At 68.1% G+C, this 25,721-nt stretch carries 19 protein-coding genes and 3 pseudogenes; 13 read left to right on the top strand and 9 right to left on the bottom strand.

What is annotated here, in order from left to right; all coding sequences use genetic code 11:
- The first annotated feature begins 27 nt into the window (after positions 1–27).
- The 3 genes from G7043_RS40650 (at position 28) to G7043_RS40640 (ending at position 4,868) form a co-directional block, all read left to right on the top strand.
- Complete coding sequence (locus G7043_RS40650) at positions 28–2,268, top strand: rhamnogalacturonan lyase family protein (protein WP_166054036.1); 2,241 nt, start codon at positions 28–30, stop codon at positions 2,266–2,268.
- 111 nt (positions 2,269–2,379) lie between these two features.
- Positions 2,380–3,264, top strand: coding sequence for an alpha/beta hydrolase family protein (locus G7043_RS40645; RefSeq protein WP_207312419.1), 885 nt, complete (start codon positions 2,380–2,382; stop codon positions 3,262–3,264).
- Positions 3,265–3,344: 80 nt separating this feature from the next.
- The gene (locus G7043_RS40640; protein ID WP_166054035.1) at positions 3,345–4,868 is read left to right on the top strand and encodes an RICIN domain-containing protein; all 1,524 of its coding nucleotides are present in this window, start codon (positions 3,345–3,347) and stop codon (positions 4,866–4,868) included.
- A gap of 81 nt (positions 4,869–4,949) precedes the next feature.
- Here the strand turns inward: G7043_RS40640 and dgoD are convergent, their stop codons facing one another.
- Genes dgoD through G7043_RS40625 form a run of 3 tightly spaced genes read right to left on the bottom strand, consistent with a single transcriptional unit; the run spans position 4,950 to position 7,602 of the window.
- Complete coding sequence (gene dgoD, locus G7043_RS40635; protein ID WP_166054034.1) at positions 4,950–6,095, bottom strand: galactonate dehydratase; 1,146 nt, start codon at positions 6,093–6,095, stop codon at positions 4,950–4,952.
- A gap of 32 nt (positions 6,096–6,127) precedes the next feature.
- Positions 6,128–6,895, bottom strand: a complete 768-nt coding sequence (locus tag G7043_RS40630; RefSeq protein ID WP_313888324.1) for an SDR family NAD(P)-dependent oxidoreductase — start codon at positions 6,893–6,895, stop codon at positions 6,128–6,130.
- Positions 6,892–7,602, bottom strand: a complete 711-nt coding sequence (locus G7043_RS40625) for a FadR/GntR family transcriptional regulator (RefSeq protein ID WP_166054033.1) — start codon at positions 7,600–7,602, stop codon at positions 6,892–6,894. Before G7043_RS40625 ends, G7043_RS40630 begins: the two co-directional genes overlap by 4 nt.
- A 125-nt stretch (positions 7,603–7,727) precedes the next feature.
- On the opposite strand from G7043_RS40625, the gene G7043_RS40620 reads away from it, so the two are divergent.
- Entirely contained in the window at positions 7,728–10,049 is a 2,322-nt protein-coding gene (locus G7043_RS40620) for a beta-galactosidase (RefSeq protein WP_166054032.1), read from the top strand.
- A 279-nt stretch (positions 10,050–10,328) separates the two neighbouring features.
- Here the strand turns inward: G7043_RS40620 and G7043_RS40615 are convergent, their stop codons facing one another.
- Complete coding sequence (locus G7043_RS40615; RefSeq protein WP_207312388.1) at positions 10,329–11,189, bottom strand: glycoside hydrolase family 16 protein; 861 nt, start codon at positions 11,187–11,189, stop codon at positions 10,329–10,331.
- A gap of 485 nt (positions 11,190–11,674) precedes the next feature.
- Between G7043_RS40615 and G7043_RS48955 the strand changes: the two genes are divergently transcribed.
- Positions 11,675–13,015 (top strand): helix-turn-helix domain-containing protein, encoded by a 1,341-nt coding sequence (locus G7043_RS48955; RefSeq protein WP_166054030.1) that lies wholly within the window; start codon positions 11,675–11,677, stop codon positions 13,013–13,015.
- 41 nt (positions 13,016–13,056) lie between these two features.
- Here G7043_RS48955 and G7043_RS48950 read toward each other — a convergent pair.
- Positions 13,057–13,128, bottom strand: a pseudogene (locus tag G7043_RS48950) (hypothetical protein); the annotation flags it as partial.
- 1,266 nt (positions 13,129–14,394) lie between these two features.
- Here G7043_RS48950 and G7043_RS40600 point away from each other — a divergent pair.
- The 3 genes from G7043_RS40600 to G7043_RS40590 all read left to right on the top strand — a co-directional run bounded on the left by G7043_RS40600 (position 14,395) and on the right by G7043_RS40590 (position 16,832).
- Entirely contained in the window at positions 14,395–14,808 is a 414-nt protein-coding gene (locus tag G7043_RS40600) for a hypothetical protein (RefSeq protein WP_166054029.1), read from the top strand.
- A 9-nt stretch (positions 14,809–14,817) separates the two neighbouring features.
- Positions 14,818–16,356: an alkaline phosphatase D family protein gene (locus G7043_RS40595; RefSeq protein WP_166054028.1), complete on the top strand. Its 1,539-nt coding sequence runs from the start codon at positions 14,818–14,820 to the stop codon at positions 16,354–16,356.
- A gap of 128 nt (positions 16,357–16,484) precedes the next feature.
- Positions 16,485–16,832: a VOC family protein gene (locus tag G7043_RS40590; protein ID WP_166054027.1), complete on the top strand. Its 348-nt coding sequence runs from the start codon at positions 16,485–16,487 to the stop codon at positions 16,830–16,832.
- A 284-nt stretch (positions 16,833–17,116) separates the two neighbouring features.
- On the opposite strand, the gene G7043_RS50460 is transcribed toward G7043_RS40590, so the two are convergent.
- Entirely contained in the window at positions 17,117–17,932 is an 816-nt protein-coding gene (locus G7043_RS50460; RefSeq protein WP_390829299.1) for a recombinase family protein, read from the bottom strand.
- Between the two features lie 440 nt (positions 17,933–18,372).
- Here G7043_RS50460 and G7043_RS40580 point away from each other — a divergent pair, with 440 nt between their 5' ends.
- Both G7043_RS40580 and G7043_RS40575 read left to right on the top strand, forming a co-directional pair.
- Positions 18,373–18,729 carry a YciI family protein gene (locus G7043_RS40580; protein ID WP_207312387.1) on the top strand — a complete coding sequence of 119 codons (357 nt, stop codon included), beginning with the start codon at positions 18,373–18,375 and terminating at the stop codon, positions 18,727–18,729.
- Positions 18,726–19,967 carry an RNA polymerase sigma factor gene (locus G7043_RS40575; RefSeq protein ID WP_166054025.1) on the top strand — a complete coding sequence of 414 codons (1,242 nt, stop codon included), beginning with the start codon at positions 18,726–18,728 and terminating at the stop codon, positions 19,965–19,967. The genes G7043_RS40580 and G7043_RS40575 overlap by 4 nt, the downstream gene beginning before the upstream one ends.
- A gap of 392 nt (positions 19,968–20,359) precedes the next feature.
- On the opposite strand, the gene G7043_RS50455 is transcribed toward G7043_RS40575, so the two are convergent.
- The 3 genes and pseudogenes from G7043_RS50455 to G7043_RS40565 all read right to left on the bottom strand — a co-directional run bounded on the left by G7043_RS50455 (position 20,360) and on the right by G7043_RS40565 (position 22,446).
- Entirely contained in the window at positions 20,360–20,611 is a 252-nt protein-coding gene (locus G7043_RS50455; RefSeq protein ID WP_207312386.1) for a recombinase family protein, read from the bottom strand.
- A 260-nt stretch (positions 20,612–20,871) separates the two neighbouring features.
- A pseudogene (locus G7043_RS48945) lies at positions 20,872–21,132 on the bottom strand (ISL3 family transposase); the annotation flags it as partial.
- A gap of 114 nt (positions 21,133–21,246) precedes the next feature.
- On the bottom strand, positions 21,247–22,446 hold the full coding sequence (locus tag G7043_RS40565) for a serine hydrolase domain-containing protein (RefSeq protein WP_166054024.1): 1,200 nt from the start codon (positions 22,444–22,446) through the stop codon (positions 21,247–21,249).
- Positions 22,447–22,639: 193 nt separating this feature from the next.
- Between G7043_RS40565 and G7043_RS40560 the strand changes: the two genes are divergently transcribed.
- The 3 genes and pseudogenes from G7043_RS40560 to G7043_RS40550 all read left to right on the top strand — a co-directional run.
- Positions 22,640–23,299 carry a response regulator transcription factor gene (locus G7043_RS40560; RefSeq protein ID WP_166054023.1) on the top strand — a complete coding sequence of 220 codons (660 nt, stop codon included), beginning with the start codon at positions 22,640–22,642 and terminating at the stop codon, positions 23,297–23,299.
- Positions 23,296–24,540, top strand: a complete 1,245-nt coding sequence (locus G7043_RS40555) for a sensor histidine kinase (RefSeq protein ID WP_166054022.1) — start codon at positions 23,296–23,298, stop codon at positions 24,538–24,540. The genes G7043_RS40560 and G7043_RS40555 overlap by 4 nt, the downstream gene beginning before the upstream one ends.
- Positions 24,541–24,652: 112 nt before the next feature.
- Positions 24,653–24,907, top strand: a pseudogene (locus tag G7043_RS40550) (lysine 2,3-aminomutase); the annotation flags it as partial.
- Positions 24,908–25,721: the final 814 nt, after the last annotated feature.

Genomic DNA, 25,721 nt, shown 5'->3' with positions numbered 1-25,721 from the left:
CTTTTCGCCTCACCTGTGGAGGTCACCATGCTTTTGCACCGACGGCGCGCCGCACCGCTCGCCGCCGGCGTCGTCGCCCTGACCTTGGCCGGCAACGGTCTTGTCAGCTCGGCGGCTTCGGCGGCGGCGACTCGGTACGAAGCGGAAGCCGCGCCGGCCACCTGCGCCGGCGCGATCGAGTCCAACCACGCCGGTTACTCCGGCGGCGGGTTCTGCAACGGCGACAACACAGTCGACGCGGCGACCCAGTTCACCGTGACCGCGGCTGAGGCCGGCACGGCGACCATCGCCATCCGATACGCCAACGGCGCGACCGACAACCGCCCGACCGACGTGCTCGTCAACGGTGCGGTCGCCCATTCGGGCACCGCGTTCGACCCGACCGGCGCCTGGTCCACCTGGGGCACCAAGACGTTCACCGTGTTCGTGAACGCCGGTGCGAACACGATCCGGTTGGACCCGACCACTGCGGCGGGCCTGGCGAACATCGACTATCTCGACCTCGAATCCGGTGGCACTCCGCAGCCTGTGGGCAAGCAGCTGGAAGACCTCAACCGGGGCCTGGTCAGCGTGCGCTCCGGATCCGGCAACCTGGTCTCGTGGCGGCTGCTCGGAACCGAGCCGGCCTCGACCGGGTTCAACGTCTACCGCGGCACCACGAAGCTCAACACCGCGCCGATCACCAACTCCACGAACTTCCTGGACTCCGGCGCACCGGCGGACGCCTCGTACACGGTCCGCGCGGTCGTGAACGGCACGGAGCAGACTCCGTCCGAGGCGTCGCTGCGCTTCACCGGCGGCAACTATCTGGACGTGCCGATCTCCCGGCCGGGAAGCAACTACACAGCCGGTGACGCGAGTGTCGGTGACGTGGACGGTGACGGCCAGTACGAGATCATCCTCAAGTGGGATCCCAGCGACCAGAAGGACAACTCGCAGTCCGGTCGCACCAGCAACGTGTACATCGACGCGTACAAGCTCAACGGACAGCGGCTGTGGCGCGTCGATCTCGGCCGCAACATCCGTGCCGGTGCGCACTACACCCAGTTCCAGGTGTACGACTACGACGGTGACGGCCGGGCCGAACTGGCGGTCAAGACGGGCGACGGCACGGTGTCGGGCACCGGACAGGTGATCGGCAACGCGAACGCCGACCACCGCAACTCCGACGGCTACATCATCACCGGGCCCGAGTACCTGACCGTGTTCAACGGTCTCACCGGCGCTGTCATGTCCACGGTGAACTTCGAGCCGGCCCGCGGCAACATCTGCGACTGGGGCGACTGCAAGGGCAACCGGGGTGACCGGTTCCTGGCCGGCACCGCCTACCTCGACGGGCAACGGCCCAGCATCATCATGGGCCGCGGCTACTACGAGAAGAGCACGATCGCGGCCTGGGACTTCCGCAACGGTCAGCTCACCCGGCGCTGGAAGTTCGACTCCGGCAGCGCGGGCAGGCAGTGGACCGGCCGGGGCACCCACTCGCTGTCCATTGCAGACGTCGACGGCAACGGCACCGACGAGATCATCTACGGCGGCATGACCATCAACTCCGACGGCACCGGCCGCTACACCACGAACTTCTACGCCCACGGCGACGCGCTGCACGTGAGCGACTTCGTGCCCAGCCGCCCAGGTCAGGAGATCTGGCAGATCCACGAGCAGAGCTCCGGCGCGGCCGCGACGCTGCGGGACGCGAACACCGGTGCCGTCATCATGCAGAAGAACAACACCTGCAACTGCGAGGGCCCGGCTCGCGGCGTGGCCGGCGATGTGTACGCCGGTAACCCCGGCGCCGAGTTCTGGGGCAAAGGCACCGGCCTGACGAGCGCGTTCAACGCCTCCGGCGGCAGCGTCGGACGAGCACCCGCCAGCGCGAACTTCCTGGCCTGGTGGGACGCCGACCCGGTGCGGGAGCTGCTGGACGGCAACCACGTCGACAAGTACGGCACCGGCGGCGACACCCGCCTGCTCACCGGTTCCGGCGCGCATTCCATCAACGGCACCAAGGCCACCCCGTCGCTGTCCGGTGACCTGTTCGGCGACTGGCGCGAGGAAGTCATCCTCCCCCGCGACGACAACGCCGCACTGCGCATCTACGCCACCCCGACCCAGACCGACCGGCGGATCCACACCCTGCTGCACGACCCCCAGTACCGCGTCGCCATCGCGTGGCAGAACTCCGCCTACAACCAGCCGCCACATCCGAGTTTCTTCCTCGGCAACGGCATGAGCGCACCGCCACAACCCAACATCCACCTCCGCTGAACCTGCCGGTCAGGCGGGTCGGCGGCACCGACCCGGCTCGTCTGACCGCGGCCACGTCTCTCGCCGCCAGTTCCGCACACCTCACCACCCCTGCAAGGAGTCATCGTGTCGATGCAACGACGTTCTTTTCTGAGGCTGAGCACGGCCGCGGCAGCGGCCGTGGGCGGCGCGACCCTGCTCGGTACCGGCCTGGCCAATGCCGCCCCCGTCGCACCCCTGGGGACCGCGCCGACCACCCCGTTCGCCGTCGGTGTGCGCCGGTACAACTGGACCCGCGGCAGCCGCCCGTGCACCACCTACGTCTACTACCCCGCCACCGGCACCGCCGGCGGCAACCCGGTGAACAACGCCCCGGTCGCCAACGGCGTCTTCCCCGTCTACAACATGACCCACGGCTACGGAAGCAGCCCGCAGAACTCCCTGTTCATCATCCGGGCCCTGGCCTCGGCCGGCTTCGTCGTTCCCGCCCCGCACTTCAACCACAACTTCAACGACGTCAACAACGGCAACACCTCCAAGGACGTCTCACAGATCATCACCAACACCCTCGCACTCAACACAAGCGGACCACTGGCCGGGCACATCAACACCGGCATCGGCGTCGGCGTCTCCGGCCACTCCCTGGGCGGCATGGTCACCCACGGCCTGCTGACCCGCTGGGCCGACAGCCGAATCATCTCCGCCAACCCGCAGTCCTGTGTGGACATGGGCAACCCGTCCAGCTCGGTCACCGCCAAGGTCCTGTTCGTGCACGGTGACAAGGACTCGACCACGTCCTACTCCTCCGCCCGGCAGGCGTACACGGAGATGAGGTGGCCCAAGGCGTTCCTTACCTTCGTCGGTGGCAGCCACACCAGCTTCTGGAGCGACCAGCGCTTCCCGAAGACCGTCGTCGACTGGGCCCGTTGGACGATGTACGGCGACACCGCCGCACGGGACCGCCTCCCCGCCGACGCGTCCGGCTCCAGGACCAGGTGGGAAGCCCAGCTGGGATAACCCGAGACCTGCCGGGGCAGCGCTCGGACGTTGCCCCGGCATGGTGCCGACAACCTTCGCGACCACATTGGACGGGCTCGATGACACAGTCTTTCCACGAAAATGCCTCACCGCGGCGTTGGTACAGACGCCGCACCGCACTCGCCCTCGCCGGCGCACTGATCGTGAGCGGCACCGCGGCAGTGGTCGCGGGGCCGTCGGCGCAGGCAGCGGTGATCGACCCGGCGGCCTACTACCAGATCGTGTCGCGGCACAGCGGCAAAGCCGTCACCGTCGCAGGCCAGTCGACCGCCGACGGTGCCGTCGTCGAGCAGCGAACCCGTGCCGACGTGACCGGCCAGCAGTTCCAGTTCGTCGACGCCGGCAGTGGCTACCACAAGCTCCGGGTCAGGCACAGCGGCAAGGTGGTGGACGTCGCCTCGGCGTCCAAGGCGGACGGCGCGAATGTCGTTCAGTGGACCGACAACGGCGGCACCAACCAGCAGTTCCGGGTCGCCGACACCGACAGCGGACACGTCAAGCTCATCAACCGCAACAGCGGCAAGGCACTCGACGTGCGAGATCAGTCCACTGCGGACGGAGCGCGGATCTCCCAGTACACCGACACCGGCGCTGTCAGCCAGCAGTGGCAGCTGGTCAAGGTCGACACGGCACCGGCACCGAAGTACGCCGGCTACCTGTTCTCCTACTTCACCGGCGAGAACACCTCCGCCGGTGAACAGGTCTACTTCGCCCTCAGCCAGGGCAACGACCCGACGCGATGGCGTCAGCTCAACGGTGGACGGCCGGTGCTGACCTCGGCCATCGGGACCCGCGGCGTGCGCGACCCGTTCATCCTCCGCTCACCGCAGGGCGACAAGTTCTACCAGATCGCCACCGATCTGCGGATGTACGGCAACGGCAACTGGGACCAGGTGCAGCGGACCGGCAGCAAGTCCATTGTGGTCTGGGAGTCGACCGACCTGGTGAACTGGAGCGCGCCCCGACTGGCGCGGGTCTCGCCGGACACCGCCGGGAACACGTGGGCGCCTGAGGCGTACTACGACGAAAGTCTCGGTCAGTTCGTCGTGTTCTGGGCGTCGAAGCTGTACTCCCCCAACGATCCGAACCACACCGGCACCACCTACAACCGGATGATGTACGCTACCACGTCCGACTTCCGCACCTTCAGCGCCGCACAGGTCTGGGTCGACAAGGGCTACTCGACGATCGACTCGACCCTCACCAAGCACAACGGCACCTACTACCGCTTCACGAAGGACGAGCGGAGTTCCTCGCAGTCGGCGTGCGGCAAGTTCATCCTCGCGGAGAAGTCGGCGACGATCCTCAACCGCAACTACTCCTTCGTCGCAGACTGCATCGGCAACAACGCGATCAGGCAGGGCGAGGGACCGCTGGTCTTCAAGTCGAACACCGAGGAACGCTGGTACATGTTCATCGACGAGTACGGCGGCCGGGGCTACGTCCCGTTCACGACCACCGACCTCAACACCCGGCAGTGGACGCCCCTCTCCAGCTACACCCTGCCCGGCCGGCCGCGCCACGGCACCGTCCTGCCGGTCACCCAGGCCGAGTACGACCGGCTGCTGCAGCGCTGGGGCTGAGCCACCCCGTGGTGAGCCGCGCCGTCGACCAGGCGGCGCGGCACCATCGAGTCCCGTCTGCAGGGGCTCTGCTGTTCTCCGTCACCATTCGGCGAACGACCCGTCCTCGTGCCGCCACACCGGGGGTCGCCATCGGTGTCCAACCGCGTCCGCCCGGCGCACCGCATCCTCGTCGACCTCGATCCCCAGGCCTGAGGTGTCCCAGCGGCGCACGGCGCCGTCGTGGAAGGTGAACGGGGTGCGGTCCAGCACGTAGTCGAGCAGTTCGGCGCCGGTGTTGTAGTGGATACCGATGCTCTGCTCCTGGATCAGGAAGTTGGGTGTGGCGAAGGCGACTTGGAGGCTGGCGGCCAGCGCGATCGGCCCCAGCGGGCAGTGCGGCGCCAGCAGTGCGTCGTGCACCTCGGCCAGTGAGGCGATGCGCCGCACCTCGGAGATGCCGCCGGCATGGGACAGGTCGGGCTGCACCACCGCGACGCCGGCGCGCAGCGCGGGAAGGAAGTCGGCCCGCGAGTACAGGCGCTCACCGCAGGCGATGGGCACCGGGCTCGCCCGGACGACGTCGGCGAGGCGCTCGCGGTGCTCGGGCAGGACGGGTTCCTCGACGAACAGCGGGTGCAGCGGGGCCAGCTCGGGCAGCACGCGCAGTGCGGCTGCGGTGGTGAAGCGACCGTGGAAGTCCACCGCTACGTCTCGGTCGTCGCCCAGGACGGCGCGCACGGCGGCGACGCGGTCCACGACTGCGGCGGTCTCAGCGCGGGTGGGCACGGGACTCATCCGGCCACTCGCGTTGACCTTCACGGCGGTCAGCCCGGCGGCGACCTGCGCGGCGGCGGCGTCGGCGACCTCGGTGGGCTCGTCGCCGCCGATCCAGCCGTAGACGCGAACCCTGTCGCGGACGGCGCCGCCGAGCAGTTGATACACGGGCACGCCGAGCGACTTGCCCAGGATGTCCCACAGGGCTTGGTCGATGCCGGCGGCGGCGCTGGAGAGGATCGGGCCGCCGCGGTAGAACGCGGATTTCGTCATCAGCTGCCACAGGTCCTCGATGCGGCCTGGGTCAGCGCCGATGAGCAGGTCGGACAACTCCTCGACGGCCGCGCGCACGGTCTCCGCGCGCCCTTCCACGACCGGTTCGCCCCAGCCGGTGACCCCCTCGTCGGTGCTGACGCGGCAGAACAGCCAGCGGGGTGGGACCAGGAAGGTCTCGACAGCGGTGATCTTCAACCGGTGCGCTTCTCTCTGGTCGGGGTGACCGGTCAGGACGAGGTCTTGTAGACGCTCCACCCGCCGTCGACCGGAATCGAGGCGCCGGTGACGAACGAGGCGTCGTCGCCGACCAGGAAGGCGATCACGGCGGCCACCTCGTCGGGGCGGCCCAGGCGCCGCACGACGGTCTGCCCGGCGGTGGCACGCCGCTCGTCCTCGCCGATGTCGTCCCACGCGGCGGTCAACACGGGACCGGGCAGCACGGCGTTGACCCGGACCTCGGTCCCGTACTCGGCGGCCAGTTGGCGAGTCAGGCCGGTGAGCCCCGCTTTCGCGGACGCGTAGGCGGCACGGCCGGGCAGTCCGATCAGGGCGTGCACGGAGGACGTCAGCACCACCGCGCCGCGTCGGTCGCGCCGCAGGTCGGGCAGGCACTCGCGGACGCCGAGGAAAGCGCCGGTGAGGTTGACGGCGAGCTGCCGCTCCCAGGACTGCGTGGTGGTCTCGTGTGCGGGCCGCACGTCAACGGTGTAGGCGTTGCCGACCAGCACGTCGACCGGTCCCAGCTGCTCCCGGCAGGCCCGCACCGCGTCACTCCAGTCGGTTTCGGAGCTGACGTCGCAACGCAGGGCGATCGCCCGGCCACCGGCGGCGTCGATGGCCGTCGCCACGGTCTCGGACCGCGGCGACACGTCGAGCAGGGCGACAGCCGCGCCGTCACGGGCCAAACGGTGCGCGGTGGCCTCGCCGATCCCCTGAGCCGCGCCGGTCACCACAGCCACGCGGCCGGCCAACGATCCGGTCAGTGGCTTGGTCACCGGGACTCCGCGTGGACGGCCATGTCGTCGATGTCCTTCATCGCCTTGGCCAGCAGGTCGAGCATGGCCAGTTCGGCGCGCGGCGCGTCCCTGTCGCGCACGGCGTCGAGCACGGCGCGATGGCTGGGCACGGGATCGTCGGCGCCGGAGTGGGCATGCACCAGGCGGTCGCGGGCACGCAGGCCGGGTTCCAGCAGCAGGTCCATGCGCGCGAACAGCTCGTTGCCGGTGGCGGCGAGCAGGGCGCGATGGAAGGCCGCGTCGGCTTCCTCGGCTGCCACCGCGTCGTCACCGGCCGAGGTCATGGCCTCCAGCGCCGCGTCGAGGGTTTCCAGGTCCGCGTCGGCGCGCCGCAGGGCCGCGCGGCGCGCGACCGCCGGCTCGATGACCGACCGCAGATCCGCCAGGTCACGCAGGACCCGCTCGGCGTCGCCGCCGTCGATGCGCCAGTCGATCACGTCGGTGTCGAGCAGGTTCCACGCCGAGCGGGGGCACACGAACGTGCCGCGCTTCTGCCGGGCGTCGACAAGACCCTTGCCGGTCAGCACCTTCAGCGCCTCGCGCAGCACCGTGAGGCTGACGTCCAGTTCCTCCCGCAGCGCCCGGAGGTCCAGGACGTCGCCGGGCGCGTACTGCCCGCCCACGATCCGTGAGCCGATGTCCTGCACGACTTGGTAGTGCACGCCGCGGCCGGTGTAGCGCGCCATGTTGCCTCCCGCTGTGATGGCCGCCAGCTTAGCCGGTCGTCATTAATTATGAATAATTCTTGACACGGGAGTGGTCGCTGCCCACGATGAACCCCGCCGCTGACCACAGGAGTTCAGGAGCGCACATGCTCTCGCTGCACGCCCACGATCCCGCCCCACCGCTGATGGGACACCTGCCGATGGGCACCGCTCCCGGCGACGCCAGGCCGGTGCGGGTGGACAGCCGGACGCTGAGCCGGGACGGACGGCCTTGGCTGCCCGTGATGGGCGAGTTCCACTTCAGCCGCTTCCCCGAGTCGCTGTGGCGGCGCGAGCTGCTGTTGATGAGGGCTGGCGGGATCGACCTCGTCGCCACCTACCTGTTCTGGAACCACCACGAGGAGATCCGCAAGCACTACCGCTTCGACGGCAACCGCGACATACGGCGATTCGTCGAGCTGTGCGCCGAGCTCGGCCTCGCCGTGTCGGTGCGCCTCGGCCCGTGGTCGCACGGCGAGTGCCGCAACGGCGGTTTCCCCGACTGGCTGTCCGATGTGGACTGCACGCCGCGCACCGACGACCCTGCCTATCTCACGCTGGTGCGGCCCTACTACGCGGCGATCGCCGAGCAGTTGGCCGGGTTGTGGTGGGGTGACGGCGGCCCGGTCGTCGCGGTGCAGGTGGAGAACGAGCTGTACGACCAGCCCGGTCACCTGGCCACGTTGCGCGCACTCGCCGAAGAAGCAGGCGTCAACGCTCCACTGTGGACGGCGACCGGCTGGGGTGCCGCGCAACTCCCGCCCGACGTCGTGCTCCCCCTCTACGGCGGCTACCCCGAGGCGTTCTGGGAGGACGCCACCGACGGGTGGGCGCGCGAGGTGCGCCGGCACTACTTCCCCACCCCGATCCGGGACGACCACGCCATCGGCGCCGACCTGCGCACCACCGCACCGGCGGGCAGCGGTCCGGACGACACGCGCTACCCCTACGCGACGTGCGAACTGGGCGGCGGCATGGCCATCGCCTACCACCGCCGCCCGCTCGTCCCGGCCGCCGACGTGTCGGCCCTGGCGCTGGCCAAGCTCGCGAGCGGGTCGGCGTGGCAGGGCTACTACCTCTACCACGGCTGTTCCCAACGGCTGGACCTCGCGACCACTAACCAGGAGTCGCACGCCACCGGCTATCCCAACGACCTGCCGGTGGTGAACTACGACTTCCAGGCGCCGCTGGGCGAGTACGGGCAGGTGCGGCCTTCGTTCGCGGCGCTGCGACTCCAGCACCTGTTCCTGCGCGACTGCGGCGCCGACCTCGCTCCCGCCGAGCTGCACCTGCCCGACGAGCAGCCGTCGAGCCTGGACGACCGGCGCACTCCGCGCTGGTCGGTGCGGTGGAGCGGCGGTCCGGCGTTCCTGTTCGTCAACAACCACCAGCCGCACGAGCAGCTGCCCGACCACCACGACGTGCGCTTCGAGATCACACTCGGCAGCCGAGTCGTGCGGATGCCCGCCGGCGGCGTGACGATCTCGTCCGAGGCCCACTTCGCCTGGCCGATCGACTATCGCGTCGGCCAGGTCGAGCTGGTCTGGGCCAGCGCGCTGCCGGTGGGCCGGTTCACCTGGGACGGCGTGCCCACGGCCGTGTTCGTCGCCACCGCGGGCATCACCCCGCAGTTCGCCCTGCCCGCGGGGACCTGGGTGGCCGGCGCCCCGATCGACGACCGGGGCGTGGTCACGGTCGCCCATCCCGGACCGGGCGCCGTGGTCACCGCCACCACCCCCGAAGGCGAAGTGGCGCGACTGCTGGTGCTGGACGAGGAGAACGGCCTGCGGTTGCAACGCGTTTCCCTGGCCGGGGTCGACACGCTGGTGCTCTGCGACGAACCCCTGGTGGTGGACGGGAACGTGGCATGGGTGGAGACGACCGCGGACCACCTCGACGTGTCCTTCCTGCCCGCGCCCGAGCAGGTCACCGGGGAGCCGCGCGGCGCGTTCACCCAGGTCCGCCTCACCGTGCCACGGACCTCGCACGAACCGGTGCTTGAACCGGTGCGCGCCAAGGCGCAGGCACCGCCCGCCAGGACGGGTGGTGCCCAGCATCGGGCTTCGGCACCGCTGGACGAGGACTTCGAGCACGCCGCCGTCTTCCACGTCGACGTGCCCGCCCAAGCGCTGCACGGCGAAGACGAAGTCCTGCTGGCGCTCGGCTACACCGGAGACGTGGCCCGCGCGTACGTCGGAGGACGGCTCGTGACCGACCACTTCTGGTACGGCCCCGAGTGGGAGATCGGCCTGCGCCGCTTCGCCGATCAAGTGGTGGAGCACGGCGTCGAGATCAGGATCCTGCCCCGCGCAGCGGAAAGCACGGTGTACGTGGACCATTCGGTGCGCGCTCAGTACAAAGCCGCGCTGGACACCGCCCAGGTCGACTCGGTCCGGCTGGTGCGTCGCGCTCGGGTGCAGCTGTGGTGAGCACGCCGGGAAACCTGTTCACCAGGCGTGCGCTGCTGCGCGGCACGCTGGGTGCCGCGGCCGTGGGCGCGCTGGGCGCGTGCGGGTCCCGCTCGACGACGCCGATCAGCTGCTGGTGTTCTTCCTGCTGCGCAAGCAGTTGCTGGAAGGGCTGACGGCCGGGGCGGTGAAGGCGTGACTCCGCGAGGTCGGGGTGTCGTCACCTGGATTCCTGCCGGCCATCGGAGTGCGCGGTCTCCTGTGGACCGCGCACTCCGGCCGCCGTCACGCAGCCGAGGATCAGCTGGCCTTGCGGTAGGCGCGGAAGTAGTCCACGACGAACTCCTTCGGCCGCGGGTCGTTGGGATCCACGTTCCCCGTCCACCCGGCGTTCTCGTAGATGCCCAGCAGGAATCCTGAGGCGTAGGCCGGCGACTGGTTGACCGTCCTGGTCAGCCGGTTGTCGACGTACAGCTTGATCTGGGTGGGCGTCCACTCGAGCGCGTAGATGTGCATCCCACCCGCGAGGTCGAACGACGTCCCGACCGACTGGGTGACCTGGGTGATGTTCGGGTCCGACCACTTGAACAGGTTGAAGTTGAAGTTCCGGGGAGTCCGCCCTGGGTGTTCCATGATATCGATCTCGGCACTCTGGGACGGCGTGTCCTGCTTGCCCACCGTCCAGAACGCGGCGTGCAGGCCGCTGCGCGCGGACGTCCTCCCGCGAATCTCGAAGTATCCGTACTTGGGCGCGTACTTCCAGATCGTCGGGATCGTGTGGTCCTGGGGCGAACCCTTGTGCAGCCCGGTCTTCTGCCCCGTCTGGATGCTGGAGACCTTCATCTTGTCGCCGCCCGCGTAGTACGTCGGCTGGTCGTTGTCGATCCGCAGCACCAGCGCGTTGTTGCGGAACCCGTACCGCGCCCTGGATCGCCACTCCGGCGTCCGCGACTCGAGGTAGTTGGTGATCCACAGATTGCTGTCGAGCGAACCGTTGAACTCGTCGTGCCGATCGAGGATCCAACCGGGCTTCTGCACGGGGTTCGGAGGAACGTCAGCCGCGACGGCGGGCTGGGCGGTGCCCACGAAGGCTGCGGCCACGAGCGGCCAAATCGCGGCGACTCTGCTGAAGCGCCGGATGCCTGGGCGTGCGTTCATCATCGCTCGGATCTCCTCAACAACGTGCTGCACAGGGCAAAGGATCACCGTATGAGCACGAGGAGGCACGCCGACGCCGCGGAACGCGGTTGTCAAGAACTGTCAAAGTCGCGCGGTCGACCACAGTGTTCGACAACCACGACCGCGACTTCCTGGCACATCACCACCTGACAGTCCAAACAGAACAGACTCGTGAGCATGTTGCGCGCCTTTGCGGTGCGCCACTACCGTGCCCCAGGAGCTTCCCGGACACCCTGGCGACTCAAGTTCCTGCCGGCCTGGCCGTGCGACCCGGCCGACCGAGACGCAGCGATCCTCACGGGCATCGAGGAATCGTCGAAATTCGACTCGAACAATGGTGTCGCCTATCAATTCACTGCCAGCTTGCTGACAACGCGACGAGAGCCGTCGTAGCGTTCACGGCGCCGGACGCGACCACAGCTGCCTTCCGCGTCCGGCGTCCGAACGAAGCGTGGGAGTGGCAGGCGATGACGCACGAGGAATCAGGCCGGAACGAGTTCGGGCAGGAACTGCGCCGCCTGCGTGAGCAGGCAGGTCTCACTCAGGTCCAGCTGGCTGCGCGCCTCGGCTATCACCACTCCTACGTCTCCAAGATCGAGAGCGGCGCACGGGAGCCGCGGATCGCGTTCGCCGACAAGGCCGACGATCTGCTGGCAGCGGGCGGCTCGCTGCTCGCCGTGGCGACGAGGATCCGTGCGCGGCTGTGCGCTGGACTCGTCGCCTCCGCCGGGGAGGCCTCGGTCCCGTTGCCCCGAGCACCACATGGTGCTGACCAGCTTCGGCCCTCGCTCACCCGGTACGTCCGGTTGCCGGCGTTCGGCGTCACCTGCCCCTCGCACGGCATCAACGGCTGCGCGGCGCCGGTGCCCGGCGGCCTCGCGGAGGTGCCCGGTGTCGATGGGCTCACCGTGGGTGCCGAGACACTGCACGGATTCGCCGCGCTGCTGACGACCTACCTCGACGCCGACATCAGCGAAGTCGCCGGTGACCTCGCTGTTCCTGTCGAACGGGCGTTGCGCACCCTCACGACCCTGGTGCCGATGGCGCGGGGCGTCCACGCGAACGGCCTGCTACAACTCGCCGCCAGGTACGCCGACCTGGCCGGATGGCTCCGGGTGAAACGAGGGCAGCACGGAATTGCCATGACATGGCTGCACCGCGGCGTCGAGTGGGCGCTGGCTTCCGGTGGCGTCGCAACGGCCTGTGAGGCGCTGAGCAGCATGGGCGTGCTCGCCATGATCGAAGGCGACGCGGCGACCGCGCTCGACTACAGCGCCGCCGCGTCCGCGGTGGACCCCAGCCGCCTGTGGACGGGCGTGCACGCGCAACTGATCCAGGCCCGCGCGCACGCCATGCTCGGTGACCATCGGGAGTTCTCCAGGTTGTCGAGGGCCGCGCAACGAGCTGTCGACCAGTTTGACGGCCGGGACCGCATCGAGGCGCCGTGGCTGATCGGAGCGGCGGGCGCGACCTACATCGCCTCGCACCTGGCCGGCGGACTGCGCGACCTGGCAGAGGTCACCGGCCGATCGGTGATCGCCGACCGCGCGGTGATGCACGCGGAGACATCACTGGCGAACGTGCCCGCCCGGATGCACGGCAGCAGGCTCATGCTGACCCTGCGCCTGGCCGACAGCCACGCGTGCCGAGGCGACCTCGACGCCGCCGTGGAGCTCGCACGGCCGGTGATGGCGGCGGTGACATCGGCTCCGGCCACCCCCATCCGCCACGAACTCAGCAGGCTCCGCACCCGCCTGGGCAGCAGATTCGCAGAACTGCTCGACAGTATGGGTCTGTGTCGGTTGTAGTGCTCTTGGTAGGCCTTGAGGACGTGCCGTGCGTGGGCTTCGCTGGTGATCAGGACGTGGTCGAGCAGTTCGCGTCGCAGAGTGCCGATGGCCCGTTCGCAGTGTGCATTCATCCGGGGCGCTTGAGGCGCACTTGTGATCACCCGCAGTTCCTCGGCCTCGAAGACAGTGTCGAACGTCTTGCCGCATTTGCCGTCGCGGTCGCGTAGCAGGAAGCGCAGGGACTCCATCCGCGTCCCGAGGTCGGTGGCGAGGTTCCTGGCTTGCTGAACAGCCCAGGCCTGCGTCGGGTGGGTAGTCACGCCGGTGGTGTGCAGGCGTCTGGTGCCGTGTTCGAGGAACACCAAGGCGCACAGGCGTGTGCCGAGTGAGGTGTCGATGTGGACGAAGTCTGCAGCGATGATGCCCTCTGCTTGGGCGGAGAGAAATTCGCGCCAGGATGGGCCGGATCTACGTGGTACCGGGCCGATTCCCGCGGCGTTCAAGATCTCCCAGACGGTCGAGGCGGCGATCCGGTGGCCGAGTCGAGCCAGCTCGCCCTGGATCCGTCGATGTCCCCCACCGCGGGTTCTCTGCTGCGAGCCGCAGCACGATTGCCTTGATTGCTGCTCGGCTGGGTGGACGTCCGGTGCGTCGTCGCGTGGTGTAGTCCCACTTCCAGGCGATGAACCTGCGATGCCAGCCCAGCACCGTGCCGGGCGTGACTGAGAAAACCTCGCGCCAGCGCGAACGAGGTATCAGCCTGGACAGGGCCGCGAACCAGAATCGGTCCGCTGGCTCGTAGCGGACCGGGCCGGCCAGCTGCCGACGGAGCACGGTGTTCTCGTGCCGCAGCACAAGCAGCTCCGCATCCTTCGCCGCCTCACCGCGGAGCAGCACCGACGCGGCGGACAGCATCTTCCATGTCACCTTGTACAGCAGAGACACGATCACCCGAGCATGCTCTCAGCCTGGGAGAGAGGCGTTGCCACACTGCGGTAACGACTTTTCGAGCGGCACAAGATCTGCTGGTACTCCAACGCCGCAGTGGGGACACCGATGTCGAGTTTGGGTGGCCGTGCCGGTTCCCGCCGCAACGGAACCGGCAGGCACTCCCGTCATCAGCAAACCGGTCGTGAGCACGCTGGCAACCACACCGCGCCTGCCGTCCCAGAACACCGAAGACCACCCGTTCATGCCGACGAACAACTAGGACACTCTGCCTGCCGCGATGTCAGGTGAACACCCGACACGCGACCTTGCGCTGTCCTGGGAAGCTATCGGCCGGGACTGTCAGCCCTTGCCGATACGTCGCCGCTTTCGGCGACATATCGGCGAAATCCGGGCGCACGCCCTGCCTCGATGCCCGGCAACGTGGGCATTCCGTAGAGGAGAGGTCCATGAGAAAGCGTGCTCGGTTGGCATTCACGGCGGTCGTGGTGGGTGTGCTCGGGATCGTCGCTCCGCAGGCGGCATCGGCGGACACGGCCACCTGCAGCAAGCGGGTGCTCAACACCGACGGCACCACCAAGTACGAGGGCTGCGCCGGGCTCGCGTACTTCATGTCCTACGGCGACCACCTCATGGTCGACGACCGCTTCGCCGACGGATTCCCGGCGGTCGTGCAGTGGTGGCGCAGTGACGGCACCGGGCCGTTCGAGGCGTGGAACCGGGAAGGCTCAGCGGGGCCGGACGTCAAAGCGCCGACCGGCGACATCCCCGAGGGGGACTGGATCTTCTACAAGGTCTGCATCGGCTCGGCCGGGGAGATCTTCCGGGACACGTGCAGCGACGGTGTCACCGACTACGCGTAAGGGGAAGCCATGCGCAACGTCCATCGACGTACCTTCATCCTCGGCGGGGCCGCCGTGGCCAGTTCGATCGCCCTTCCCTCCGCTGGCGCGACGGGTGTGCGTGCGACCGCAACCTCGCTGCCGCACGACCCTTTCCAGCTCGGTGTGGCATCGGGTGACCCGTCGGCCGATGGCTTCGTGCTGTGGACCCGGCTCGCACCGGCGCCGCTGAACCCCGACGGACGCGGCGGGATGCCGTCGTCCAACGTCGACGTGCAGTGGCAGGTGGCCACTGACGGCAACTTCGCCACCATCGTGGCCTCGGGCACCACCACCGCCACCCCGGCGAGCGCGCACAGCGTGCACGTCGAGCTGAGCGGTCTCGACCACAGCCGGTTCTACTACTACCGGTTCCGCACCGACACCGCGCCCTCGTACCTGTCGCCGACCGGGCGTACCCGCACGGCGCCCGGCCAGGGCGTCCTGCCCAACCAGCTGCGGTTCGCTGTCGCGTCCTGTGCACACTGGGAGGAGGCATGGTTCCACGCCTACCGGCAGATCGCCAACGACAACCCCGATCTTGTGCTGTTCCTCGGTGACTACATCTACGAGTTCTCCACCAACAAGACGACCAACGTCCGCGAGTACGTCGACTGGGGCACCGACGTCGTCGACACGCTGGCCGAGTACCGGTTGCGCTACGCGCAGCACCGGACCGACCCGGCGCTGCGCGCCGCACACGCCGCGGCGCCGTGGGTCGTGGTGTTCGACGACCACGAGGTGAAGAACAACTGGAACAACTCGACGCCCTCGGCAACCCAGCGGGCGCAGGCCTTCCAGGCCTGGTACGAAAACATGCCCGTGCGGGCCGCGCAGAAGCCGCAGGGTGGCGCCATGACCATGCACCGCCGGCTCGGCTGGGGCTCGCTTGCCCGCTTCCACATGCTCGACACCCGCCAGTACCGCTCCCCGCAGTCGACTCCCGACTGCAACGACGGCACTCGCCGCATGATCAGCTCGAACCAGGAGCAGTGGCTGCTCGACGGCCTGGCCACGCACCCGGCAACGTGGGACTTCCTCGGACAGCAGGTGTTCTTCGCCGACCGGGACCGCGATCGCAACCCGAACACCTGCGACGGCGACGACTCCTGGGACGGCTACAGGCCGCAGCGCAGCCGCATCAGCGCGGGTTGGGTGGAGCGGGGGGTGCCCAACCCGGTGCTCCTGACCGGCGACGTGCACCGGCACTGGGCCGCGGACCTCCTGGCGAACCCGTACGCCCCGGACAGCGCGCACATCGGCGTCGAGCTGGTGACGACCTCGGTCTCCAGCGGCGGCCCCTCTGCGGACCCGACCGATCCGGAACCCGGCCTCCCCGACCACCTGCCGCACGTCAAGTACCTGCACGACCGGCGCGGCTACATCCGCTGCACAGCGACCAGCACCCAGCTGACCGCCGAGTTCATGCAGCTGTCCAGCACAACCGAGCCGGACTTCGCCAAGGTGTCCGTCACGCCGCACGCTCGGTTCGTCGTTCCCGAGGGCGAGAAACGGTTGCTCCGTGGGTAAGAGGCCGTCAACGTGACCCGACCGCGCCTCATCCGGTTCGCGGGTCGTGAGAGGCGGTGCAAGGGTGCTGCGGCGGCGAGTGATCGGTGAGTTCGGTGCTCGTTGCGGGGACGCCCGATGATGGTCCGATGGTGCACATCGGAACCGTCGTCGTCCATGTCGCGGACGTACACCGAGCGGCCAAGTTCTGGGCTGAAGCCCTCGGCTACGAACTGCGCGACGGCCCGATCGGCGACGAGACGCCCGTCCTCGTCCCGAAGGACGGCCACGGCCAACCCATCGCACTGGACGACAGCGACCGAATGCACTTCGACCTGCACACGGCCGACGAAGACGAACAGCGTGCCGAGGTCGAAAGACTCCTCGCTCTCGGCGCCCGACGCGTTCCCTGGACCTATCCGCCCGATGCCGCTTTCACCGTGCTGGCCGACACCGAGGGCAACTTGTTCTGCGTGGTGAACACCGGCAAGGGCTGACCACGCTGCGGGTTGCGAACCCTGTCTGCGGGTGCACGGCCTGGAGGCTGCCCGACTCGTCCCATCGAAATGGTCACCTGTCTCGGGCTGCTACCGCCGAGTCGCGATGGCTGCCTTCGTGATTGTCCTGTGTTGCGGTGCCGGACAAACGTTGGCGGCATGGCTGCTGACCATCTCAAGAGGTCGGCGGCGTCGAAGCTGCCCGCATCGGCAAAGCATCGCAGCTCAAATGTCTCGGACACGGAATTACCCCACGGGAGCAATTTCCCCGTGGGGTAATTGCTTTATATAGGCACTTCTGGCGCCCCCGATCCCCAATCCAATGCTAACGCCGCTTGCGTTGCACGTTGAGTTCGCGCGGGATTTCGACTGGTCGGCCAGGTTCTTAATCTCAGACCAGACCCTACGCAGGTGATTTCTAGCCGTAATTCATGGAGTTGCACTGCTAAATCAGACTCCGGATTGTGCCCGCGCTCAGTGATCAGTCCTGGGAGCATCTGGAGGACGACGTCCTCGCGGACGTAGGTGTTGGCCGGCGCGTCCGGAGGCCGGGTCGACACGCTGTTGAAGCCGTGGCGGCAGCGGTAGGAAGGTCGGTCGTGCACCCAGTGAGCGTCCATCCTGCGGTCACACACCCCACACACGACCAGACCAGCCAACGCATATCTGCGTGCCCCGCCGTCCTTGGTCTGCCTCGGCGCTCTGATCCGATGCACCGCCACGAAGGTCTCATCGTCGACCAGAGGCTCATGCGAGAGCTTTTGGGACACCTCCCACGCCGTGACCGGGTTGCGGGTCACCCGGCCCGCGGCACGACCACCCCGCCGGCCTCCAGGTCCCCTTCCCCGCGTGCCATGCCGATTCCACACTTGCCTGCCTGTGTAACGCGGGTTCTCGAGGATAGCCGCGACCGCGGTCACCATCCACCGCGCGCCCGTCCTATGCGAGTTGCGTCGCGGATCTGCACTCGACGGGCACGGGACACCACGACTATTCAGCTCGCGGGCGATCGACGCCAGCGCACGACCATCCGCACGCTCCCGGAACATCCACCGCACCCACGGCGCGGTGACAGGATCCGGCGCCTGCGGGGTCCCCAAACACGGCCCAATGGGCCTGACCTGTGCATCAAGCTGCCGCAGATTCGTACTCGTTGATCATGCCACCCAGCACTCGTCGGCGACATACGGACCTGCAGCCGAGCTCTGCGATCGGGCTCGTCGGCCTCAGCTTCACGACAAGTTGTGTTATAGAGCCACGGTGCGACGTGCGGTGAATCAACGAAAGCCTGTGCCGCAGGACCTTGCTTCACGGCCAGCGCAGCTGTGCCGGCACTACCCCGATCATCTTCGGGCGGTCGTCCGCGCCTGCTCCGTGAGGCAAACCACGTGCGTCGCACGGCGTCCCCTACGGTCGGCCGCCGGGCCTTTCCACTGTGTGCGGACGACTGAATCTCGCCAAGCTGTCGATCTGGCACACGCCTGACACGTCGTACGGTAAAGGCCCTCCGCAGAGGGCCCGCACCCGAGAGGCTGAAGACGTGGCGAAGTACATGATCCTCATCTACGGCGACGCTGAGCAGTGGGATGCGATGACCGAGGAGCAGTGGCAGGCGCACAATGCCGGGCACGCGGCTTTCGTCGCCAAGGCGGGCATCCGATTCCTCGATGGTCAGCAGCTCGAGACGGCACCCACGGCCACGTCACTGCGTGCCGACGCGGCCGGTCGGATCCACATCACCGACGGCCCATTCCTGGAGACCAAAGAAGGACTGGGTGGCTATTACCTGCTCGAAGCAGCGGACCTGGACGAAGTGCTGGAGCTGGCCAAGCTGCTGCCCGAGCTGAACTACACGCACAGCGGCGTGGAGATCCGCCCTGTGGTCGAGCACGGGTGAGCAACGCGCAAGTCGAGGTCGTCGCGGCGGTGGCCGAGGCCTACCGCCGCGACTGGGCCAAGGTTCTCAGCGTCACCGTCCAAATGACCCGCGATCTTGACCTGGCCGAAGAGTGCGCACAGGACGCGTACGCGCAGGCGTTGCAGACGTGGGGCGAAAGGGGCGTCCCGGATCGGCCCGGTGCCTGGCTGACCACGTCCGCGCGCAACCGAGCCCTCGACGTGATGCGTCATGACTCGGTCTTCCGCCGCAGGATGCCCCTGCTGGTCGCCGACGAGGCGGTGCAGGGGCCGGAGGAGGTCTTGGACGACGACCGGCTCCGGCTCATCTTCACGTGCACCCACCCCGCGCTGTCGACGGACGCCCAGGTGGCGCTGACGCTGCGCCTGGTCTGCGGGCTGTCTACACCGGAGGTGGCCAGGGCTTTCCTGGTGCCGCCGGCCACCATGGCGGCACGCATCACCAGAGCCAAGAAGAAGATCGCCGCGGCTCGCATCCCCTACCGGGTGCCGGGTCCCGACCAGCTCGAGGAACGGGTCGGCGCCGTGCTCGAGGTCGTTCATCTCATCTTCACCACGGGGCACACCGCTCCGTTCGGCTCCCACCTGGTGCGCCGTGACCTGACCGACAGCGCGATCCGACTGGCCCGCCTGCTGCACCTGCTCATGCCGGCCGATGCGGAGATCACCGCCCTGCTGGCTCTGCTGCTGCTCAACGCAGCCCGCCAGGAGACTCGGATGGCCGTCGACGGGCGCCTGGTGCTGCTGTCCGAACAAGACCGCTCACGCTGGGACCGGCCGCTCATCGCCGAGGGCCAGTCGTTGCTGACCGAGGCCCTACTCCGACGGCCACCGACCCGCTACGCGCTGCAGGCCGCGATCGCCGCCTTGCACGCGGAGGCGCCGAGCTGGGCCGACACCGACTGGGAGGAGATCGTGAGCCTCTACGAAGTCCTCCATCGGCTGTGGCCCTCGCCGGTGGTCGAGCTCAACCGCGTCGTCGCGGTCGGCATGCGCGACGGGCCCCAAGCAGGACTCGACGCGCTGTCCCCGTTGCTGGCCGAGCCGGCCCTGGCCACCTACGGCTATCTCAGCGCCACCCGCGCCGACTTCTTGCGGCAGCTGGAAAACTGGCCGAAAGCCGCAGTGGCCTACGAGGAGGCGCTGGCCCTCACCGACAACGAAGTCGAACGCGTCTTCCTGACCGAACGGCTGACCGAGGTCTCGCGGAATCTTTGAACGCGTGACCAGGCGACTCCTCGAGGCCTCACGTCAACAGGCGCAGCTGACGCTCCCCGGGCCGATTCAATGCCTCGTAGACAACTGCTCCTCAAGCACACGCGGCAGGCCGCGCGACCCCAGGGGTGTCCGCCAGCGAGTGATCGGTGGGTACGGTGCTCGTTGTATTGCTGCTCGTACCCATGCGGCGCTTGCCACAGATGGGCCTGATTCCGCGTCAGCGTGCCGTCCAACACATACGACCAGACCAGCCAACGCATATCTGCGTGCCCCGCCATCCTTGGTCTGTCTCGGTGCCCTGATCCGATGAACCGCCACGAAGGTCTCATCGTCGACCAGAGGCTCATGCGAGAGTTTCTCCGACACCTCCCACACCGTGACCGGGTTGCGGGTCACCCGGCCCGCGGCACGAGCCCCAGCCGGCCTCCAGGTCCCCTCCCCCGCGTGCCATGCCGATTCCACACCTGCCGGCCCGTGTAACGCGGGTTCTCGAGAATCGCCGCGACCGCGGTCACCATCCACCGCCCGCCCGTCCTATGCGAGTTGCGTCCCGGATCCGCACTCGACGGACACGGCACACCACGACTATTCAGCTCGCGGACGATCGAGGCCAGCGCACGACCACCCGCACGCTCCCGAAACATCCACCGCACCCACGGCGCGGTCACAGGATCCGGCGCCAGCACTGCAACCTCCGACCCCACCCACTATGCCGCGCATTCGGATGCGGACCACCATCGACCAGGCGATACCCATAAGGCGGACGGCCGCCGAGGAACCTGCCCTGCTGACTGGTCTGCGCCCGCATCGCCCCGAGCACGCGCTGCCGGGCACGGGCCACCTCCCGCTGAGCCTGCGCACCGAGCAAGACCATCAGCGCTTGGTGGACCGGACTGTCCAGTTCGACCGCCGCGATCCACTCGGTGAGTTTCACGTCGTTGCCCGCGGCCGGTTTCAGCAGGGCGGCGAAGCCGGATACCAGGTTGGCGAGTGCGGTCATCTCCGGGCAGGACGCGGCGATCTTCTCCAGCAGAGCCGTGTCCTTCGGACACAGGTTCTCGGGTTTGGTGAGTATGAGAAGGCTGGCGTGGCGGGCGGTCGTGACGGGGCGGTCCCCTTCGGCGCGGCCCTGGTTAAGGTAGCGGACCAGCAGGTTGGCGCTCCCGCAGCAGACCCGTTCGTGGCAGCGTCGCGATCGAGGTCTTCGATGTCCGCCGAGTAGGTGTCGAGGGTGGAAGCCACCGCCGCTTCCCCCAGGCGAGAGCTGACAATTGATCACTCATGACAGGCCGACGATGGGGTTCCGCTCCCGTTCAATGATCCCGGCTAGGTCGATCTGGTCGTAGTTGCTGAGGATGACGCCGCACCAGTCCAGGCCGCGGTAGATGGTCCAGTTGGTCGACTCGCCCGCGGCGCCTCCGCCGTGCCCGAAGAGCCAGTGGTTGTTCACCACGGGCGTGGGCGCTCCGTACGCGATGAAGCCCCGCACGTTGGGATCACTGTTGCCTCGCGGTCGAGTGGGCACCTTCGCGCTCATGAAGAGCTCGGTGTAGGCCGGGTTGAGCAGTTTCCCGCCTTCGAGCGCACGCGCGAACCGGACGAGGTCCGGCGCCGTCGTGAACGCGTTGCCGCCGCCGGTGCCGATGAACATGCGCGACGCGCCCAGCCCGGCGCGGAGCGCGTCGATGCGTTGCCCGGACGCGTCAAGCGTGTAGGGGTGGGCGATGCGCCGGTCGGTCTGCCACTGCGGCCTGGTGTAGAAGTCCGTGCGGGTCATGCCGGCCACGGCAAAGACGTGCTGGCGGACATAGTCGTAGAAGGATTGGCCGGACACCTTCGCCACGATCGCACCGAGTGTGTCGTAGCCGTTGTTGCTGTAGCGGTTCCCGGTGCCGGGAGTGAACGTGAGCGGCTCCTTCCGGATGATCTTCATGAGCTCGTCCATGACCTGGTCCGCGCTGGTCCACGTGCCGGCCTTCGCCATGAACTCCTGGTTGTTGAGGAGATCACCCATGCCAGAGGTGTGGGTGAGCAGGTGGTGGACGGTGACGGTGTCGGCGATCGCGGCCGGGAAGCCGTCCAGGTGGGTCCCCAGCGTGTCGTGGAAGTTGAGCCTGCCCTGCTGCGCGAGCTGGACGATCGCCAAGGCCGTGAACGGTTTGGACGCCGACGCGAGAGCGAATACGGTGTCCGCTTCGTTGGGTACGGACAGCTCCTTGTCGGCCATGCCGTAGGCCCTGGACAGCACTGTTCTGCTCCGGTGGCTGAGCAGCACGGTTCCGGAGAACTTGTCCTCGGCGGCAAGCTGCGCGACGAACCGGTCGTACGCGCCGCCAGGTCGCAGGTCCTTGGGTACCCGGCCGGACGTGGAGGTTCCGGCGTCGGCCTGTGCGGCCACGGGGGCCACGAGCATGGCGGCGGGGACGGCTCCGAGCATGCCGAGCACGGAGCGCCGGGACGCGGGCTGGTGTCGTGTCATCGCACGACTCCTTTCGAAGGGGACCACAATGGACAGAACGGATGGCTTGCGTGGTTGTGGCCAATACTTCTGTACTTGGCCGGGCCGTGTGGTTCCGGCCGATCGGGAGGTGATGCAACGCGGCAGCGCGTTTCCCGGGTGTTTCTGTGATCGCTAACGGAGAGGAAACACGGCGGTCGGCGATCATGGACCCATGCGGGTTTTGGTGGTGGAGGACGAGCCGATGCTCGCCGACGCGATCGCGGAGTGGCTGCGCGACGAGGCGCTCGCGGTGGACGTCGCACACGACGGCAGGGCGGCGCTCGACCGACTGGCGGTCAACGACTACGACGTCGTCGTCCTCGACCGGGATCTGCCCGTCGTGCACGGCGACGACGTCTGCCGCGAGCTGGTCGAGTCCTCCTCCCCCACGCGCGTGCTGATGCTCACCGCGGCCGCCGAGGTCACCGACCGCGTCGCCGGGCTGGGCCTCGGCGCGGACGACTACCTCACCAAGCCCTTCGCCTTCCCCGAACTGGCCGCCCGGATCCACTCGCTGGGACGGCGCTCCCGCCCGGCCGTTCCGCCAGTGCTGCGCCGGGCCGGGATTACCCTTGACCCGGCGCGCCACCAGGTGTTCCGCGACGGGCACTACATCCCGCTGTCGAGGAAGGAGTTCGCCGTGCTCACAGAACTGCTGCGCGCCGACGGTGCCACGGTCTCCGCCGAGTTCCTGCTGGAGAAGGCGTGGGACGAGCACGCCGACCCGTTCACCGGCGTCGTCCGGCTCACGATCCTGAAACTGCGCCGCAAACTCGGCGACCCGTCCGTCGTGGAAACCGTCACGGGAGTGGGCTACCGGATCGTCCCGTGAACCCTCGCACGCGACTGCTACCGCGCCGGATCACCCTGCGGGTCCGGCTGACCATCATCTACGGCGGCCTGTTCCTCGTAGCCGGGGCCGTGCTGCTCGGCGCGACCTACGCGCTGTTCAATCAGCAGCTGTCAGGCTCCGGCCGGACACTCATCACCCGCAACGCCTCACCCGTCACCGAGACCACGTCCACAAAGGACATGTTCGTGTTCACCGCTGACGGCACAATGCTCACCGGCACGGACGCCGAGCGGTGGATGCGGGAACAGCAGGCGATACTGCGCGACGCCGCGGCCACCTCGCTGCTCGCCCAGGGCGGCATCGCGCTCGGTCTGGTCGCCTGCGTGGCGGCGGGCTTCGGCTGGCTGGTCGCGGGCCGGGTGCTCGTCCCGCTGCACCAGGTCACCGACACCGCCAGACGGATCGCCACCGCCACAGCCGCGGAGCGAGGCCTGCAGGAACGCATCGCCCTGCACGGCACCGACGACGAGGTCACGGACCTCGCCAACGCCTTCAACACCATGGTAGAACGGCTCGACCGGTCCTTCGACGGCCAGCGCCGTTTCGTCGCCAACGCCTCCCACGAGCTGCGCACCCCACTGACCCTGGGCCGCTCACTGGTCGAACTGGCGATGCACCGCAAGTCGGCCTCCGCGGACGTCAGGAACCTCGGCGAGAAACTGCTGCAGATCAACACCCGGCACGAACAGCTGATCAGCGGCCTGTTACTGCTCGCCAAATCCGAACACGAGATCACCGGGCAGCTCCCTGTCGACATGGCCGACCTCGTCACCCACGTCGTGGAACAGACCGCCACCGAAGCCGCGCAGGCCGGGATCACCGTCCACGATCACGCCGGCGAAGCGCTCACCGCCGGCGACGCGCTCCTGCTCGAACGGCTCGTGCACAACCTCGTCGAGAACGGCATCCGGCACAACACCGGACCAGGCGGACACGTGCGGGTCAGCAGTCGCACCCGCGACGACGGCCACGTCGAAGTTCAGGTGCACAACAGCGGACCCGTCGTGCCGGACAACGAGATCCCGGCTCTCTTCGAACCGTTCCGCCGCCTGCCCACCAACCACCCGCACACCCCGACAGGCGCCGGACTTGGGCTGTCCATCGTCCGGTCGATCGCCCACGCTCACGGCGGAGAAGCCACGATCCATCCGCACCACGGCGGCGGACTGATCGTCACCATCACCCTCCCGGCGTGCCCGCACACAGCGAAAGAAGCCTGACTGCGGGCATGTCCGAGCACCGTCGGTGAAGCCGACCTTGGTCTTCTCCGCGACCTTCACCGGTGCCCCTGCCAGCAGATCTTCATTCGTCTGGCCGTGAAGAGGGGGTCGCCGTTACGCGATCATGGGCAACTCGCCTGGGTACGCGACGCCGCGGATCGTCTGTCACGTGCCGTACGTGGGCAAGCGGTGGGTCCACCAGCTCGAAGGCTATGACCGTGAGCTGGGGATTTCGTATTGGACCAAGAACTACCGCACCGGGATCGAACTCGAAGACCCCGAAGCGCTCGACCGCCGCTCCCCCTACTACGACCCGATCTCCACCCTGGGCGAAGCCACCCAGAAGTGGTGGCCCGACCAGGCCTGACAGGTCACGACGGGGCCGTTTTCGGGACCACTTCCGAAGACGGCTCCATCGACATGTTTGCCAGTTCAGACCCATTGTGACTCGTTGAGCCTCGACGACGAGGGGTCCAAAGTCCAAAGTAGACCCTTATGCGCGTCCATAGTGGACACATTGGGTCAGTCAATGGTCTAGTACCCGGTAACGCTCCTCCTGCCGCCAGACAGGCTCCGTTCCCCCTATGACAGCGATCCCTCCAAGCGGCGCTAGCCAAGATGCCGACGTCCGGCACATCCGACTCGCGTTGTCGCTGCTGTCCGCGCAGTACTCGTGCTCCGGAACGGTTCGATTTGGCCGCTCGCGTCGAGTCAGGCCGGTGAGCGCGGCACGCCGATCTGCTGAACCTTCTGTCGAAAGTCCGAGACGCGTGCGACGATCGCCATCCGTCCACACCGCTGAGCCGCGGTGACAGGTGCTGGCGATAGGACGACTGAGCGAACGGCTGGCGTAGATCTACTTCGCCCGAGCAGGGATGGCGATCAGTTTCACTATCGCTGGGCTGCCCGCCAGTCACTTCGACTTCTGAGCTCGAGCTCCGAGCTGACGGCGATCCACGCAGCCAACACCGATTGGGTCTGCTGCACGAATAGGTGACAGTGGTAGTCACGCAGCGTGGATGGGCAACGGATCACCGAGTTCCACCCGAAGGCGGTCGAACAGCGAACTCGGACAAGGCCGCAGTCCGCAACGGTGGCTTGTATGCGCTGCAACGCGTTCGTCCAGGACAACCCATGGGGCGCCAGACCCTGCCGAGCACCCTGAACTGCGTATCACGCTG

Origin of the sequence: Lentzea alba (assembly GCF_011067745.1) — a bacterium.
GTDB lineage: Bacteria > Actinomycetota > Actinomycetes > Mycobacteriales > Pseudonocardiaceae > Lentzea > Lentzea alba.
This window is presented reverse-complemented; position numbering and strand designations above follow the sequence as displayed.

What these genes read in the sequence shown, in the direction of transcription:
- G7043_RS40650 (WP_166054036.1), top strand. Translation starts at nt 28, where the DNA reads ATGCTTTTGCACCGACGGCGCGCCGCACCGCTCGCCGCCGGCGTCGTC.
- G7043_RS40645 (WP_207312419.1), top strand. Translation starts at nt 2,380, where the DNA reads ATGCAACGACGTTCTTTTCTGAGGCTGAGCACGGCCGCGGCAGCGGCC.
- G7043_RS40640 (WP_166054035.1), top strand. Translation starts at nt 3,345, where the DNA reads ATGACACAGTCTTTCCACGAAAATGCCTCACCGCGGCGTTGGTACAGA.
- G7043_RS40625 (WP_166054033.1), bottom strand. Translation starts at nt 7,602, where the DNA reads ATGGCGCGCTACACCGGCCGCGGCGTGCACTACCAAGTCGTGCAGGAC.
- G7043_RS40620 (WP_166054032.1), top strand. Translation starts at nt 7,728, where the DNA reads ATGCTCTCGCTGCACGCCCACGATCCCGCCCCACCGCTGATGGGACAC.
- G7043_RS40615 (WP_207312388.1), bottom strand. Translation starts at nt 11,189, where the DNA reads ATGATGAACGCACGCCCAGGCATCCGGCGCTTCAGCAGAGTCGCCGCG.
- G7043_RS48955 (WP_166054030.1), top strand. Translation starts at nt 11,675, where the DNA reads ATGACGCACGAGGAATCAGGCCGGAACGAGTTCGGGCAGGAACTGCGC.
- G7043_RS40600 (WP_166054029.1), top strand. Translation starts at nt 14,395, where the DNA reads ATGAGAAAGCGTGCTCGGTTGGCATTCACGGCGGTCGTGGTGGGTGTG.
- G7043_RS40595 (WP_166054028.1), top strand. Translation starts at nt 14,818, where the DNA reads ATGCGCAACGTCCATCGACGTACCTTCATCCTCGGCGGGGCCGCCGTG.
- G7043_RS40590 (WP_166054027.1), top strand. Translation starts at nt 16,485, where the DNA reads ATGGTGCACATCGGAACCGTCGTCGTCCATGTCGCGGACGTACACCGA.
- G7043_RS50455 (WP_207312386.1), bottom strand. Translation starts at nt 20,611, where the DNA reads ATGTTTCGGGAGCGTGCGGGTGGTCGTGCGCTGGCCTCGATCGTCCGC.
- G7043_RS40565 (WP_166054024.1), bottom strand. Translation starts at nt 22,446, where the DNA reads ATGACACGACACCAGCCCGCGTCCCGGCGCTCCGTGCTCGGCATGCTC.
- G7043_RS40560 (WP_166054023.1), top strand. Translation starts at nt 22,640, where the DNA reads ATGCGGGTTTTGGTGGTGGAGGACGAGCCGATGCTCGCCGACGCGATC.